We start from the raw sequence: 17,539 nt of genomic DNA on the forward strand, positions 1-17,539 counted from the left end.
ATTTTTAAAACGAGGACAGTTTAATACAGAAGAATTATTTTCAAATTTAATAATTTGATACGTAAAATTTTATGATAAAATATCCTCCTAAAATTGTTGGGCAAAAAAGAACCTATTTATTATGGATAATATGAGTAATCTCGAGCTGGAACGATTGTTTTGGCCCGACATCAAACAACAAATAAAAAAAGTAAACAAAGAATTTTATGATTTAGTCGAGGAAATCAATCCTGGTACAGATTACCCAATCTACAAATTATATTTCCCATACGGAGTATTAATTGGAGACGAATTAAGCCAGTTTATTGCCATAAAAAATAAGAGCTTACTTAGATTAAATTCATCCCAATTACCCGAACTTTTAAAAAGCGAGATCGGTTATGGTTGTAATAGTTCACCAGTTGCCATGGTATTAGATAAGTCTCTAGAATGGTATGTTGATCTACCCCAGAAAAAAATAACCATCCCAATCCGGATGCAAAAACCTGGCGATTTTTTTAGTTATACAAAACTTTTAGATGTTAACGGAGCTCATAATTATTCCCCAATGGGCGTTTTATCTGTTATGTCAGGTGCTCGCACCACATTCATGCTGCCTAGTATTGGTTGCCAGAATAAGTTAATAAAACTAGGAAGAGAATTAAACATTAAAATTAAATCACCACAATTTTTATATAATCAATTTGATTTATTTACCACAATACTTAATAAATTAAATAGTACGTGGAGGTCTAGTATAATTTATTTCTCTGAGAAGTGGGTGAATAGCATTAAATTGGATTCCAAATGGTATAAAATTCAGAGATATTTTTATAAACTTTTCGCGGCAGACGCACTCTATCAGAAAAACTTACCACACTATCAAACGGCCTACTCTCTTTTACTAGAAAGAACAAATCAAAAACCTAATCCATATTTAATGGACACCTTCAAGCATTTAATGGATATCATGGCTGGGGAAATGCCAGGATTTAAACCTCTAACTGACAATCGGTTAGTTCCAATCGAAAACCTACAAGATGTTTTCCTACAAGTATATAAATTAAAAAATACTGTCCCTACTGTTATGGGTCCCGATTATTTTCATCTTAAAAATTCTTCTGCAGAGCCTATTTACTATTCTCTGCAGTTTCCAACCACTAGAACATTCTCACCAGCCTCAAAACAATCTAGCACAATGTCCGCCTTGAGAGATTTACAAGATATTAGCCAAGAGCTTATCATGGAGTTAGTGAAAGAAAATCACTTTTGCTCCAATACCATAATTCAAGATATTGCTAAAAGTATCGATATCTCTTTTTTTCACAACTCCAATGATATCGACGGCGAAGTTAATGGTATAGAGACGTTATTAACTTCTGATCCGAGATTTCAATTTTCGTCCCTTACTCAAACTACCTTGATTCCATCCAAAGATTCAAAATTTTTTCGTGGGTGTATTAGGTTTTCTCATAAATCCCATATAGATTGATATTAGATTTATAATAGTTCAGCACCAGCAGCCCCCCCACAATTCCAAGGCAAGAGGACATGCCCCATAGATGGCCATAGCTATAATTTTGAATAATAATTCCGGAGCAATATGATCCGCATACCTTAGTGAGAGAATATGTAGCTTTATACAGACCTATTATCTTCCCCCTTTTATTCTTTGGAGCAAAACCAAATGCAACGGACTGAGCATGAGTTACTGTCAAGATCTCTCCAACTGTCAAAAAAACGATCGAAAGTAAGACAATAAGAAACGTAGGCGAAAAATTAAGAGTTAAGAACGAAAGAGCAAACAATGCCAACCCAATCGCAATTGAGAGCACTTCATTTTTTGTTGAAAACCGAATAATAGTTTTTTGAAATAGTAGTATAATTAAAGGATTTAAAGCCATTAAAAACCCGGTACTTATGTTACCAAAATTTTCATCTAAGTAAATTGGGAATCCTATACGATGTGAGGCAAACAACAATCCAACAACCCCTATCGTCCCTATTCCAAGTAAATAAAGATAATTGTTCACCAGAAAATTATCCAAGTGACTACTTTCGTATCCTTTTTCCTCGAAATTAGTTTGTGAAAATGGCTTTATCAAGATTGCTATAACAACAAGGGTAATAGATATGGCAGCAAAAATTACACTGTAATACCCATCAGTACTATAGCCCATTAATATTGCAGCTAAGAACATCCCTATATTTGATATGATGTGTTGGTCTGAAATAATTTTTGTGCGGTTTTGTTGATCAATGTTAAATTTTGAGTTGAGAATGTAATTACTAGAGGTAACATATAAATAACTCCCAAACCCCATCAGCATCATGATAATCAAAATATGCTCATATTTCTGGAGAAAAATCAGTGAAAACAGTGCACTTCCCTGAATTAATAAACCTATTCTTAAATTGTAGGAAGCATTAAATTTATCGCAAAGAAATCCACCTATATACCCACCAGCTATATTACCTGCGGAACCTAAGGATAGAGCCAGCCCAATTTGAACAGGATTTAACTGAGCATGACCATTTAAAAAAAGCGAAATATAGAAAGCGGTACCACCACAAACCGACTGTATTGCATAAATAAATAGTAATTTTCTTGTAAGCAAGCAATAGCGCATATAATTCCTTGTACTATAATGCAATATTTGGATATATATAAAGTGTTGAAAGCCTATTAAAAACTCCATTTTCAAGTTCAGAAATCGTAGTTTTTTGTAACTTAGGTGAGAGGTGTGGATACAACGAAGCTTCATAAATAATACAAGGATGCTCCTTTTCATATGAGGTGAGCAATTTGTTTTTAAGTTTGCGGAGAGATGAACTATTAAAGTTATTTATGGTGCCCGGATCTTCCAGTATGCCTATTTGCCAGATAATTAGGTGGTTTGTTGGATCTAATGAACCAGCTTTTTTCAACAACTCATTGGCTTCTATGCAATAGCACCCTGAATTGGAATCAATTTCAAGATCAGCTAGCAGACAATCAAAAGAAGAAATGCCAGGTTGTATAATAACCTCTACAATCTCTCTATCTATTTTCTTTAGTAAATAATCATTGATGCTCGATAATAATAATGGATGACCATATACAACAAAGGCAACGTTATTATAATTTTGCAAATAAACTTGTACTTCTTCAGCTATTTTTCTATAACTTTCGATACGCCTATCGGATGAAAAATAAATATCATTTAAAGAAAAGACCTTTTTCGCATTCTTCTCAATCCAATTTAATATCATTGGTTCATTTACTAAAGATAATACTATTGCGGCTTGTTGGATTGCGGCTATATTTTCTTTTGTTAAATGAGCAACTGATTTAATCCCTGCCCCCAATATTATTAATTTCTGTTTGTTCATGAATGCATATATAATTTTAAATAGAAAATGTAGAATCCATTTGTGCATCAGGGAACAGAGATGAGCAAGAAATTATCTCTCTTAGTTGATTAGAAGGTATAAATTGATAATCTATTTTATAGAAGGCCTTAATATTTGCTAATATATCCGAAATGGAAACATTCTCAAATGCAGACAATTCCGCCAGTTGTTCAAAATAATTGCAATTATCCATAATTTACTTCTTAAAGTTACTCCCCCCGAATCCTATCACTTCATTCATTGAAAAACCAGAAAAAGTAATTTCACATTAATCATGGTGCTCTGTGTTTAGCTCAAAAGGTGCACTTAAACACCCGACAGCCCAAGCCATTACTTACCGCCCTATATCAAAATCTATTAAATTGCGTCCATATTTAGTTATTTAGATACCTCGATGATTTACATGTCCATCAAAAAGGGTGAGCTTTAATTCGCCATAACGCTCTAAATTTTCGCTCATATAAATTTTTTCATTATTGTGAAGTGTAATTAATAAATGACTTTTGTCTTTCATAAAGATATTTGAACCTTCAGTGAGAAACCAAGTATTTTTAAGTTCTCTAATTGATTCGATATCAGTAAGCAAATACCTCTTGATACGTCCTGAGAAAAACCTAACTTTTATTGAGTCACTATAAATACATACTTTCTGTGCAGTTTTAGTTGCAAGAAATATTGTTCGCAAGCTAAGTAAGATCATAGCTGTAGCTAAGAGCATCCCCCAAATGATCATAATACTCTCAATAAAAGTCAAACTGCTCACAGAGAAACTAACAATCCCCCCTAAAAAGAAAAGAGTAAAGAACATACTACATGGAATTGTCAGCCAAATTTGCCTCCCTTTTTTACCATAAACATGGTCGACAAAGTTTAATTCCTGTTTGCCTTGTTTCAGGCTCTGATTAGTTTTTGTCAATAAAATAACTTTCAGCTCGCTGTATCCTTCTATATTATCCCCTATATAAACTTTCGATTTAGGCTTTAATAATAATTCCATATGTTCACCGCCAACCTTAAAAATAGGTGACTCGGTAATCAGCCAATTATTTTTTAAATAGGTTACCTCCAATAGTGTATCAATGTGGAAGCGACTCTTATGTCCCAAAAAAGATCTAAAATAAAGGTAATCTCCATGCACTATTATTTCCTGAGCACTTTTAAAAGCGAATATTAATGCACAACTCACTCTGAAAAGAAAATAAGAAAATATCGCCCCCCCTATCAACTCTCCCAAAGCCTCGTCAACTCCTCTAATGTGTATTAATGAATTCATACACAAAGTCAGTATAAATAAGATGAAAAATAAAGCAGGAAAAAATACCCATATCAAAAAACCTTTTGGTCCAAGGCTTATATCAATAAACTTAAGATTTTGTTTGGTGATATCTGTCATACACCTCTTCCCCTATTTTAATTAATGGCGTTTCTGTTTGAAATCTAAACATCGCTGCTGTAATTACGGGCATGCCAAAAGTCCAGGCAGCTCCCAGACCTGTAAAACAAGCGTTGATTATAACTTTAGTTACACTTACAGGTTTTCCAGTTTTGTAATTATTGATTTTCTGATTAGTGTAACTTATGCCTCCGCCTGCGAGAACATTCATTGCAGTGGCAGTGGATCGACTAGGGTTTACTTTGTATCCAACTGCCAATCCAATAGCTGAAGCCAGTATAGCTGTTTGTATGGGATGCTCATCCCCCGTTGACACAGCTGCACCATAAGAACTCCCACCAGCTATAGCTGCATTTGCTGAGTGTCTTATGATAGTTGCTTTATATGTTGAAATCACTTTTCCAGCCTTAGTTTTACTCAAAAACTTAACTGTTTTGATGAGTGGTTTGGCGAGGGGAATTAGGGATAGAAGAGCCATACTGCCGTTCATTTCCTGGAGACTTACCATGTCTCGGCCGGTGTAAAACTCCATGCCTCCTTTAATTTGGCCTACTACGGGTATGAGATCAATTCCAAACGAGACGACATCTTGGCGCCAGCTGGGAGTATTGTCAATTGGCTCAGGCTTTAAATCTCGTAATATGTCATAGAAGTGGGATCTGACGTTGTATTCTTTTTCCAGGTCGTTCAGGCCTTGGGTTAAGCTGTTGTATCTATCCATTACTGAGTTCTTTCCATAATTGTATAGATCCGTGAGAGTGTTTCTTAAGTCCAATTCGTTGTTGGTTGCCAAGGATAAGGGATCTGTCGGTGGAAGAATAGATTGGGCGGTTGAATTTTCGTTGAGATTCAGAAGAATACTCTCTCCATTGTCGAGATAGAGGGATTCGATGCTGTCTTCGGGGCTTGGACTTAAATCCTCTGTGTTTAGCTCATTACTCTCAGAATCTTGAATTGCTGATTTCATAATGCCCTGACCTATGCTATCTCCCAGATTGTCTTCCAGTATCTGCAAAGTGTTGATGCTTTGGCCGGTCAGAAGGGCGTGGCTGCCTTGATTTAGTAATGAATTAAGCTGGGTGTTAATCATTTCCGTTTTATCGATTGCTCTTAAGGCATTACTGACCCTCCCCCCTGCCTCTCCTCCCATTAGACCTGCTGTTACGCCACTGGCGGCCAGCCGTTGCCAGTCGAAATGCTTTTGCTGGTTGGCAGCGAGCGTTATTCCCTGGCTGAGTGCATTTTGACTCATCATTTCTGCTGCAGAGGAAAAATTAAATAGCGCAGGCGACTTGTCACTTAAAAAGCCTAGGGCATCTTTTGCTAATCCATCCATTTTCATGCCGCGCATTAAACCGGCACTTGCCATTGTGGCCAATGCGGTGGTCAATGCAGCGCCCCAATGCATTCCTTCCTGTAAACCGGCCATACTGGCAACGCCCTGGCTGGCCATATTGCCAATAAAACCGGCACTTAAGCTTGCTCCTAAACTGCCCCCCAGAGAAGATCCGCCCCACAGAGTGGATAATCCCAGTTTAAAGATACCTCCCAGGCCGTTAATCGCCAGGGCAGAAGGGGCGAAGATACTTGCAACGGCTGCCGCCGCTAAAACAGTAATTATGGTGCCGACTACTGCAGTCAGTACTTTGCCAAGTAATTTATGATGCTTTCTTTGAACAGGGGATGAGTCCGTTGATAAAGGCTTGGGCATGGGTGCTGTCGCACTGGTGTTGCCTATAAAATAATCTTCTGTGAGCACGTTGTGCGTATCTGCACTATTATGCTGATTGGAGAAAACAGGAGGCAGGACCAGCCGCTGTCCTGCGTGCATTTGTGAAGAACTTCCCGCCCGCTCCTCACGACTGGTGATGCCATTGGCATCTGCAATTAAATACCATAGGCTGCTATCGCCATAGACCTGAAGGGCGATTGACTCCAAAGTATCTCCTGCACTTACGGTGTAACTTCCTAAATTATCCTGAGGACTATTGGGACTTATTACATCATTCGGCTCGTTTCGGACTTGCATGGATTCCGCAGTCGTTCTGCCGTTCTGAAAAAAGGCGTTGAAATTTCCATAACCAGCGAGGGGGTTCCATATCCAGGGGTTGGTTTTTTGTGCAGGATAGGCGCTGCCTTCCGGAGTAAAACCGCCATAGACTGTCAGCGTTTGCCTGCCGGTGGTGGCATCCTGTTTTATATCCGCAATGTGTTTCCCATTCACACTGAGATAACTGGTTTTACCGGTTTGGTCTTCCCGCGAGCGGATGCCGTCCACAGCACTGCTGGAGTAATGTGCGCTGTTGGTTCTGCCGCTGGAGTCGGGCTGTTGATCAATCGCGTCCTGTAGCTGACCATTGACATCATAAATCCGCATGCTCAGACCGTGGGTTGAAGCCTGATTGTCAATGCTCAATGTAGCCCGATCTTCCGAGCGGCGATAATCATCCCACCAGTCAAAACTATATGCATGCGTGAGTGTATATCCCGCATTTTGCCCCTGTTTCTCCACCCGCAGCATTTCTGCAGTCAGGTTTTCTGCAACATCATAATAGAACTTGTTTTGGCTCACTAGATGCTCAAGGTTTCCTACAGGGCGGGTGGTAGTCACATAATCCAAAAAGCCGTTTTTATAACTCGAGCGATTAATCTGGGCGACATTTCCCTTCGCATCAAAGAGGCGATCCTCAATGATTTGTCCCGCCTGATTATACTTTCTTGACTCCAGAGTTATATTATCTTTTTGTGTCCATTCCAGTTGATTGCCTTTATTGTATCCATATAAATAATGATGCAGGATCCCCTCCTCATATTTATCCGCACCGGTTAAATTACCAGCGGCATCATAATCAAGAAGGCTTCCGTGATCTTTATCAATTTGTATATTGCCCTCGATCAATTTTCCTTTACTGATTTTAATGCGATTATTTTCATCATAACTGTAGTATTCATCACTACTGGCTTTTTCATATCCTCCGTAGTTAGCGGTGATAAGACTATGCCTTAAATTACCGGCCGCATCGTATTGATAATCGATTGATAACAGGCTTTTATCCTGCTGCGGGAAACGGCTATCCACATCATCGGCATGGGCTCGCCTGACAGAAATTAATCGCCCAAGACTGTCATATTCATAATGATCAGACTCAAGCAACCAGCCGTCCTTTCCTGGATTGATGCGAGAGCTTTGTTTGCTGCTGACATTTCCCTCATTGTCATACTGGTAATTCAACACCTCGCCGCGGGTGTTATCCACGTATTGTTTAAGACTTCCATCGCCCTGGTAATGATAGTCTATCGAGCGTCCAGAACCCGACTCAGAAAGCAGCAAACCGTTACGGTTATACCGATAAGTGGTCTGGTGCTGCCCCAGATCAGTATGCGAAATCAGTCGCCCATCCTGATAGCTCCAGCTTTGAACATGGCCAAGCTCATCCGTTTCGGCCAGTTTATGACCGGCATCGTCATAGGTCATTGATCGCCAATACCCCAAGGTATTTCGTTTGGCAATTAAATTTCCCAATTCATCATAAACAAACAACGAAGCATTGTTTTCGCCATCTGTTTGCTGCAGAAGCTGACCCGCCTCATCGTAGAAATATTGCTGCTTACTACTCGATGTCTGAATTCCGGTCAAACGATTCGCCTTGTCGTAAAGATAAACCGTAGAGCCGCCCAATTCATTGATGCTCTCTTTCAGCCGGCCAAAAATATCATAGTGTTTCTGCCTCAGCCCTCCTTTCGCATCTCGTTCCTGTATTACATTCCCTGAGGCATCCAATACTTTTGTTACCGTATGTCCATTGGCATCCGTAAAACCAATCAATCGACCCAGGCGATCGTAGGCATAGAGCAGCCGAGGATTGATTAATCGACCGACACCATGTTCATCATAGGCCATTACCTGGGGAAGCTCCTGTTCAGTGAGCTGGTTTAAGCCGTTATACTGGTAATTCGTTTCATAGCCATTGGCATTACGATGGCTTAACACATTTCCCCAGCGATCATAGCTATACGTCTGATTTATGGTTTTCAGATGGACACTATCGTTAATCGTTAGCGGATTTTCTGTCGACTCACGGCTTTGCGCCAGCAAATTGCCCAGTTTGTCATAGAGATTATTCTGACGCTGAAGATCAAACTCCCAGGATTCCGTTTGAAAAGATCGCGCAGTTTCAAACTGTTTATCCGACAGATCCAGGCCATCTTCTCCGGCAGCCGGACGAAAGGCGTTGGTAGAGGTTATGATTTGCGTCACTTTGTCGCTCAAATCATAGATGAACAATTGATAATAGCCCGCGGAGTTAGTGCGCCATAAACGCCCCGCCTGATCGTAGTCATAATGGATATTAAGTTGTCCATTAATTCCCTTATGAGCCACTTCGCCAAACACATTATATTGGCTATCCTCACAGGCCCAGTCCCCATTGGCTTTTCGAGTAGCCGCTCGCAGCAAATGGCCGCCGGCATCATAAAAATAGCGTTTGTCAATAAGCCGCTGGCTTCCGTCAATCTGGGAAAGTAACTCCCAGGCACGGGCTATATTCCCTTGTTCATCATAGCTATAAAATTTAAGATGCCCCATCGCATCCTGCTGCAGGAGCAATTGATCATTGCTGTCATAAAAATCAAGCGTATGGAGGTCATTGGCTGATGCTGCCGGGAGAATAAAACCCTCACTGTCGAGTTTGGCTCCATTCGCATGTTGAATAGTTTCGATAAGATGCCCAAGGCCATCATAGGTATACGATACAGCAGCACGCCCAGACTGTGTTTGCGGGCCCATTTTGGCTTTTAACTGCCCAAGCGCATCATAGCTGAAATAACTGCTCTGCCCCTCGGCATCGGTCATTTTTACCAAGTGCCCCATGCTGTCGTATTCGTAGGAATTAACAATATCCGCGGTTAAATTCACCAGTTGCCCATTGCTATTCAACTGTTGATAAGTCACCTGACGTTGTGTTTTTTTCTGGACTCTTCCCAAAGCATCATATTGATATAGAAACACTCGATCCAAACTGGCGTTTGCCGGTGGTTTAACATCAAATTCATCAAAATAACTGGTTCGCTCGGCGTACTCGGTTTGCTGGCTTAATTCACCAAAGGCATTGTATTGATACTGGGTTAAATAATTTTCAGCATTTAGTTCTCCAGTGAGCAAACCATCTCTATCGTAGTATCGACGGCTGGAAGCATAGAGTCCCTCGTGCAGCAAAACAGCGGTATTGATGACTTCCCCGAAGGCATTGTATTGATAACGGGTTGTTGGGGTAGAGAACTCATAGCTGCGGCTAGACGCGTTGAACGACCGCATACTGTCTTTTTCTGTTTTAATTAGCCGATTCAGCCGGTCATACTGATAAAACTCATGGCGATCCAGGACGTTGGTTTTACGAGCATCAGCAAGCAGTGTACCGTTTACCTCACTACCGGGCTTGAGGTAAATACCTGTGGCATATGTGGTTTTTCCAGCCAGCTGGCCCAAATCATTGTATTCATACTCAGTTAAAGCGCCCAATTGATTCAATGAAAACCGCAGATGTCCTTCGCGATCATAGGTAAAATATTGCCAGTTACCAGCCCGATCAGACTGAGCCTCGACCTCACCGAAAGCATTATAACGAAATGTTTCGTTCAAGGTTTTCCTTAGTTCCTGCCGGTTCATTGAGCCGTTTAAGTCGGCTTTATTGATGGCTACATCGGGATAACTGATTTGTACACAATGATTGTTTGCATCAAAAGTATATTCACGAATTTGGCAGAGTCCTTCTGCATCCTTGACCGTTTTAATAATATTTCCAAAGTTATCGTACAGGTTTCGAGTTATGATCGAACGGCGCTGTGATTGATAACCCAAGGCGACATCGACTTCGGGGGAAATGGTGGTAATTAATTGATTGGACGCATCATACTCGTAACACCAGATCGCTCTATTCGCTTCTGTTTTGGAGATGAGATTGCCATTCGCATCATAGTCATATACTGTCTGCTGATTTTCGGCATCTGTTTTATTCGTCAGGCGCCCGTTGCTGTCATATTGATAAGCTGAGGTTCGCCCCTGGATATTTTGCAGCGCCAGCGCCAAGCTCTCTTCAGAATATTCTGATAGATTGAACCTGGCGGCATAGCTGGTCTCGGAGATAATATTTCCAACCGCATCATATTGTCGGCCAATAACACGTCCCTCGGCGCTGACTCGATAAATTTCCCGGCCAGCCGCGTCAAACACTGAACGAGTAATACGATCATGACTATCTGATTTGAGAGCAGACAGCCAGTTTTCATCAAATACGCTGCTTATTGGTATTGCAAAACCCTGCGTGGCAATAAGATTACCCAGACGATCATATTGATATTTAACGGCAAAGCCTTCAGCATTTAACTCAGCAAGCAGTCGGCCTGCCTGATCATAGCTATAACGGCTGGTTTGATCAGACTGCGGATTTCTGGATATCGATTTTTCAATCTCAGCCTGATTGAATTGATTCAAATTGAAGAGAAAGCGATTGGCAAATCGGGTTTTAGAAACCACTTCGCCAGCTTGATTATATTTAAACTCAGTCAGATGATGTTCGTCATCCAGCTGATAACACAGGCGGTTTAAACTGTCATAGGCCAGATGCTGTACCCGACCAGCTTCCGTTTTTCCAAAAACCGGAATGATCCCGTTCTTTAAATCCTCAAGTGATGCCGGTTTTGCATAACGTATTATCCGAGTGGCATTGCCTTGCACATCATAAGTGTATGCAGTCGCATAACCCATTGGATCAAAGCTTAATAGCACATGTCCATCGGAATCAAATTGCTTGAAGCTGTAGCGATCCGCACTACTGCTTTTAAGCAGCAGCCTCATGTCGTTTTCTGTAGCCGCAGCATTTAGCCGTACTTCATTGTCATATTGGATAGTGCAAATATTGCGGCCATTCTGATCATATTTAAACTCAGTGACACAACCCCGCGCATCAATCTGGAACCGGCATTCATCCATGACATCATAGATCCAATAACGGGTATTGCCCCGAGGATCAGTTTCACTGCAGAGATTGCCCTTGGCGTCGTAGGTATATTGCGTCACCAGGGACAGTCCCTCAGGATCAATTATTTTTTGGGTACAGCGTCCTAAAGCATCCCATTCATAGGCAGTAATCTGGTTTTTGCCGCCGGAATTAAGGATTGTTTGCCTGGTCAGCTGATTCTGACTGTCATATTCATACTCGGTGATTAAATTCAAACCCAAAGGATCAATGCAACTACGAATACAATTTCCAGCATTGTCGTAGCGGTATTGTTTAACAATCTGATCAGGGCCAATGACCTCCAGTTGACGACCTATACCATCAAAATGATAGCGAGTGCTGAGATTCAAACCCGCAGGATCGATGGTTTTACTCAATACTCTTCCCGCCGCATCATAACTGTATTGCGTAATACGGCCGTCTTTTGATTCCTTGATTAATTGCCCGGCGCGATCATAGGTATAAAAAGACTGAAGACCCAAGGGTCCATTTTTTTCGATTAATTGCCCATTCACATCATATGTGAAAGAGGTAATCGCACCATTGAAATCAGTAAAGCTAATTTTGTCGCCAAAGGCATTAAATTCTGTCTTGACTTCTCTGCCTTTATCCGGCTGTCTGATCGTTACGCTGCTGTTGCTGTCATCATATTCATAAATGGTCCGCAGCTGATCAAATTCATACACTACCCTTGAAAACGCGTCATAGCGCATGGTTTTCTCTTTACCTTTCGCATTGATGACGGCGGTGCATTCCCCTCGCTGGTTGTATTTATAACTGGTCTTATTTTGATTGGCGTCAACTGCGGTCATCAGTCGTCCAAAACGATCATAACTCCAGGATTGCGGTTTATAAATTCCTGTGACACTGTCCTGTTGTTGAACGAGAAGCCCTCTCTTATCATAGAAATAATTAGTTGTGAGCGGGGATTTTCCCTGTGCATCCTGAATCAGTTGTTCCACTTCGCCAAAGGCATTGTAGCGGGTCGCTGTTTCCAGGCGAGAACCTTTACAGGTTCTGATAACTTGTCCGAGATGATTGTATTCATACTCAGTTACTTCATCTGCGGGATCTTTGTGCAATGTCAGGTAATCGTGTAAATTGCCAGCATTCATTTCAAAAGGCAGATTTTTAAAATGTTTGCTGTATTGAATGTAACGTGTCAGATTCCCAAAGTCATCATATTGCTGTTCCCTGATTTCCCCGTCCGCATTGAGAATAAACGCCAGCCGGCCCTGCTCATCGTAAACATAGCGTTCTGTTTGCCCAAGCGCATTGATTTTCGTCAGTAAGGAATCATTATTACTGTAACTATAATGGATAGCATGCTGCTGCCAGATAGCGGCAATTTCCTCTTTTGAAAGCTCGATATTGCGCAATAGCTTTTCGCCTTCTGCACTGAGACTTGCTATCAGTCGACCTCGCTCATCGTATTGATAACGTGTACCGCGGATTTGATCCCGGAAACGATCGAAAGCTCTTTTTTCGAGCATTAAGCCGCTATTGTCGTAGAAATAATTTAAGGTTAAACCGCCTGACTGATTTTCCTCGATTAATAACTGCCGTTCGTCATAGCGATAACTGGTTATCCTGTCTTTGGGATGACAGTTGGGTTTTTGATCCTCCCAGGATTTATCAAAGTTCAAACGCAATGGCTTGGATAAAGCGGTAAAATATTGTCTTTTTTCAAGCAGCATACCCGCGTTATTGTAGTAATAGCTGGTGGCAAAGCCTTCGCTATCAATGTCCGCTTCCTTTAAACCCGCCGAATTATAAAATGAGTAATTAACGATATCTTTGTCGGAAACAGCCGGCTCAATATCCCCCCAGAATTTCAGATCGCTGGTAATTGCCTTGTTGTAAAATTTACGAACTTCAATACAGTTTCCCAAGCGATCATACTGATAGCCGATTGCAGCTCCCTCAGCATTAACTTCAGCCTGCAAACGCCCGGCAATATCATAATAGTATCGGTAGCGCCGATCATTAGCATTTTCAACCGGGGTTATCCTTCCCGATTTTATGGCATCAAACAAATTAGTTATTGCTATACGCTCTGCATAGGCGATTTTTTCAGTCAATTGGCCTTGTGCATCGTAGCGATAACCAATAATTGCCCCGGTGGCATCAACCTGATAAGCAATTTGATTGTATTGATTATAAAACGTCCAGTTATAGCGATCTTTACTTGAGTGAGTAGGGCGAATTAATTCCAGGTTAAGACCGCCAAGCTCCTTTTCATTTACTTTCTGGGCATATTCGATGGACTGAATCAAACGGCCCTCGGCATCGTAGCGGTATTCCTTTAAATGATGATTATTATCGACTTTAGCGCAAAGCAACCCTGCCTTGTCATAAAAATACCAGCTTTTTCGCCCCTCCCAATCGGTTTCCGAAGTCAGACGTCCTGCTTTATCATACTCAAACCGCTGTACTCCGAAATCACGGTTATTAGTACCCAGCTGCTGCTTTGACAAAAGAAGCCCGCTTCGATCATAGAGATAAAGCGTTTTTAGACCCCTGCTGTCTGTTTGAATTATTCGCTGATGACTGTCATCATATTCATACTGATTGATAAGACCCAAATTATCTCTGGAACAGATGAGACGACCCAAATCATCATAAAAAAAATAGGTTTTGTTATCACCCCATTCAGTGGGTACTGTTTTTTCAATCAAACGTCCACGTGCATCATATTGATAGTAAGTTCTTAATGCATTTTGCTCAAAACCGTTTCCTGCAGCGTCCACTGATTGATAGTGGATTTCCTGCTGCAGTTGTCCGCGCCAGTCATATTGATATTCGACCAGGCTGATTTGTGCGGCAGTCTGGCGCTTGCTCCAGGACTCCAGATCACTTAAATCAGGCTGTCCTGAATCCGAAAGGCTTAAATCAAAAGCTGATTTTAAATAGACTCGGCGATTGAGGCATGCACCCGCCTCGTTATAGCGATATTCAGTAACCGTTCCATTATCAGAAATTGCAAAGCGCAAATGCCCCTTCGAGTCATAGATATAATGGGCTGTCGCTGTTTGTCCTGGATGGTTATTTCCGTTAAATATGGATGATTTGCTTTCAGACAAGAGGCGATGCTCGGCGTCAAAGGTTCTTTGAATAATCTGTCCATCAGGCTCCTCGGTACGTATACAGTCTCCTGCCTCATTATAAATAAAGTTCCATGCCAGTCCGCCCTTCACAATGCGACTCAGGTAATTGCCCTGGTATTGATAGCTGATTGTATTATTGTCCGGACCTCTGATTACTGTGAGACGATCCTTATCATCAAATGAATAGCACCACATTTCCCCCAATTGATTGCTTACTTTTGTACAGCCCGGCTCATAATCGAATCGAGTTATCCTGCCCTCTCCATCGGACATACTGCTTATCCGGTTCTGCTCGTCATAGCTGAAATGCAGCGCACAGCCATCGCTCTGTCGGATTGATTCGATGAGATCGGAATCATCCTGATAATCGTAAGCCACCCAGGAGCTCTTGCCATCGTTCTGATCCTGGATAACTAATCGAAGACGGCCAGAGTCGTCATAGCTATAGTGGAGGTGATGGACTAGCAAACCCTGATCATAAAAACTGATATCCTGTAGTAATCCCTGCTGGAATTGCCAATGGATATTTTGCTGGCCAGTGCAATCAAATATATCGCTTAGCTGGCCATCTTTATACACATAATTCAAGCGATGCCCATCCCGATCGCTCCAGGCTGTCAGCAATCCTTCCGTATTGTATTCACAACTGACTGCGGATGCGCCTTGAGAATATGACCATCCACTGCCCGTCCATTGTATCCTTTCAGTACCGCCGTCCTCGGGCAGATAGGTCTTGCTCGCCGAATCAAAAACAAAGCGAGTGTGATGGCCATCCTCACCGATACGGGTCAGGCTCCCACCCGCACTGTTTGGCTCGCCATTGATAATCAGATGAGTTTGGGTATTAAACAACCAGCGATCTGCTTTTTTTCCTTGAGCGTTATAGGTTGAAAATAAGTTGAAACCGATTCCCTGACTCGCCAGGAAACCATCGGATTGTTTTAATATCAGATTGCCATTGGCTGCATTGATATACAATGAAAGGCCGTTCTGGCCAAAAATAGCATTGCCCTGTGGACCGTAAGCACCTAATTGGCTCAAAGAGGAGCCTTGCAGGCCCAAGCCTGTACCTGTAAAAATCTGCGACATTTTTTTTCCTTTTGTCTACAAATTGTTTGCGATGCAAGATTTGCCTTCCAGACTTATCGGACATCGCCAGCATCAGAATACCAAACCGTTAAAAAGGCCTGGATTTTCCAAACTGGGCTAACAATACAGGGAGGTACTATTTTTAATAAAAGAAGAGATAAAGTTGAATAGAAAAACGTGATAAAGAGGACTTGCAAAGCTCATGATTGTTCCTAATTTCCATAAACATATCCGGTAACAGCGGCATGATAATGAAAGTATTTTTGGAAATCAATTCTGAAAAAATGCCCAATCAGGATATAAAATGCCACTGTGATTACAACAGATATTTTATGATTATTTAAAGCGCATATTTGGCCGATTTAAGGTAATTCCGGGGGCTTATTTCCAGGAAGAACTCTGGTTACATTTTTTTCCTCTGAACTCCAGAATGTTACATTGATGACAGAGGATATTTCACTTGCCTTGGCATTGACCACTTCTTCTGATTCCTCAATCACTGGTTCAGGCGCCCCTTTAGAATCGTCCGTTAAACTATCATCTGAAGGCGGGAAAAAACTCAGGATGAACCCATCGTTAACGTCCTGATTATCACGTAGAAAATCAGCCTCCTGTTGGATAGCGCTTTGCTCTTGCAGGGCATATTCTTCTTCAGAGAGAAGCAATTGCTTCTTGATAATATCCCCGATGTGATCTGCGGTGTAATGCGAAGCCTCATAGCCGCCGTGGCCGTCATAAAGACCAGACATCCCGTAAAAAAAGGCGTATTTACCGCTGCGTTTCACAATTTGAACCGACACGGATATGTTGTCCCGAGATCCCTTGGCAAGAGCCGTTCGGGTGAGATAGCTGGCTATTTCTATAGGATCACAGCGTCCCGGTTTGCCCTTGTTCAATGCCTTTAAGCAAGAATCTAATAATTCTTCATGGCTCTCTTGCGTGTCATACTCAGCCGCATCCGTAAACCCATCACAGCTGCTGATAAGATGTACACTGTATTCCTTCGGAATATCCCCCACATAGGTAATCATTAAATCAGGATCAGGAATAATCCCTTTAACGTCTTTATCGCCAAAGGCTCGCGAGATAGCTAATCTGCCCTGCACCCGCCCTTCCTTAACATCGATGCATGAGCCGGCTGCGTAGATCCTGTCTCGCTCTGATTGCACCTCGGGTTTATGGACTCGTTGATTGAGCCTGCTAACACCAACAAGCTCCCCTTTTTCATCATAAATAGCGATAAAAACTGCTGCATCAGCGACTAGAGCGCCAATCAGATACTCCCCGTTAAAAATGGTGGTTACAGCGGTAGTTCCGCTTTGATTTATTTTGTTTAAAATTTCCAGGTTAATGAGACGATAAGAAGTCCATAAGCGTTGTGCTATTTGGAGCGGTGTCAGATCCTCAAATATGGATGGCTCGAAAACTTCCCAGGCTAAAGCATCCTCCTGTTCATTTCTACGACCCTTTATTTCGTCATATCCAAAGCCATAGAGTATACTTTCACCTTGGCTATTGGTTACAGGTCTTGAAACAATCCTTTTCTTATCCAAGTCATGCAT

Annotated in this window: 6 protein-coding genes; 1 reads left to right on the top strand and 5 read right to left on the bottom strand. The window is 41.6% G+C overall.

The window, feature by feature from the left end; all coding sequences use genetic code 11:
- Positions 1–130: 130 nt before the first annotated feature.
- On the top strand, positions 131–1,471 hold the full coding sequence (locus tag E1O89_RS12840; RefSeq protein WP_133140486.1) for a hypothetical protein: 1,341 nt from the start codon (positions 131–133) through the stop codon (positions 1,469–1,471).
- On the opposite strand, the gene E1O89_RS12845 is transcribed toward E1O89_RS12840, so the two are convergent.
- The 5 genes from E1O89_RS12845 to E1O89_RS12865 form a co-directional block, all read right to left on the bottom strand.
- Positions 1,440–2,609 carry an MFS transporter gene (locus E1O89_RS12845; protein ID WP_165483157.1) on the bottom strand — a complete coding sequence of 390 codons (1,170 nt, stop codon included), beginning with the start codon at positions 2,607–2,609 and terminating at the stop codon, positions 1,440–1,442. The genes E1O89_RS12840 and E1O89_RS12845 overlap by 32 nt on opposite strands.
- A 13-nt stretch (positions 2,610–2,622) precedes the next feature.
- A complete protein-coding gene (locus tag E1O89_RS12850) occupies positions 2,623–3,351 on the bottom strand; it encodes an SAM-dependent methyltransferase (protein WP_165483158.1) in 729 nt (242 codons plus the stop codon).
- A gap of 403 nt (positions 3,352–3,754) precedes the next feature.
- Positions 3,755–4,765 carry a hypothetical protein gene (locus tag E1O89_RS12855; RefSeq protein WP_133140489.1) on the bottom strand — a complete coding sequence of 337 codons (1,011 nt, stop codon included), beginning with the start codon at positions 4,763–4,765 and terminating at the stop codon, positions 3,755–3,757.
- Positions 4,737–15,977: a LysM peptidoglycan-binding domain-containing protein gene (locus tag E1O89_RS12860; protein ID WP_133140490.1), complete on the bottom strand. Its 11,241-nt coding sequence runs from the start codon at positions 15,975–15,977 to the stop codon at positions 4,737–4,739. The genes E1O89_RS12855 and E1O89_RS12860 overlap by 29 nt, the downstream gene beginning before the upstream one ends.
- Before the next feature lie 362 nt (positions 15,978–16,339).
- A complete protein-coding gene (locus E1O89_RS12865) occupies positions 16,340–17,539 on the bottom strand; it encodes a PP2C family serine/threonine-protein phosphatase (protein ID WP_133140491.1) in 1,200 nt (399 codons plus the stop codon).

Origin of the sequence: Legionella genomosp. 1 (assembly GCF_900640215.1) — a bacterium.
In the GTDB taxonomy this organism is placed as follows: Bacteria; Pseudomonadota; Gammaproteobacteria; order Legionellales; family Legionellaceae; genus Legionella_C; species Legionella_C quinlivanii_A.

What these genes read in the sequence shown, in the direction of transcription:
- E1O89_RS12860 (WP_133140490.1), bottom strand. Translation starts at nt 15,977, where the DNA reads ATGTCGCAGATTTTTACAGGTACAGGCTTGGGCCTGCAAGGCTCCTCT.
- E1O89_RS12845 (WP_165483157.1), bottom strand. Translation starts at nt 2,609, where the DNA reads ATGCGCTATTGCTTGCTTACAAGAAAATTACTATTTATTTATGCAATA.
- E1O89_RS12855 (WP_133140489.1), bottom strand. Translation starts at nt 4,765, where the DNA reads ATGACAGATATCACCAAACAAAATCTTAAGTTTATTGATATAAGCCTT.
- E1O89_RS12840 (WP_133140486.1), top strand. Translation starts at nt 131, where the DNA reads ATGAGTAATCTCGAGCTGGAACGATTGTTTTGGCCCGACATCAAACAA.
- E1O89_RS12865 (WP_133140491.1), bottom strand. Translation starts at nt 17,539, where the DNA reads ATGCATGACTTGGATAAGAAAAGGATTGTTTCAAGACCTGTAACCAAT.
- E1O89_RS12850 (WP_165483158.1), bottom strand. Translation starts at nt 3,351, where the DNA reads ATGAACAAACAGAAATTAATAATATTGGGGGCAGGGATTAAATCAGTT.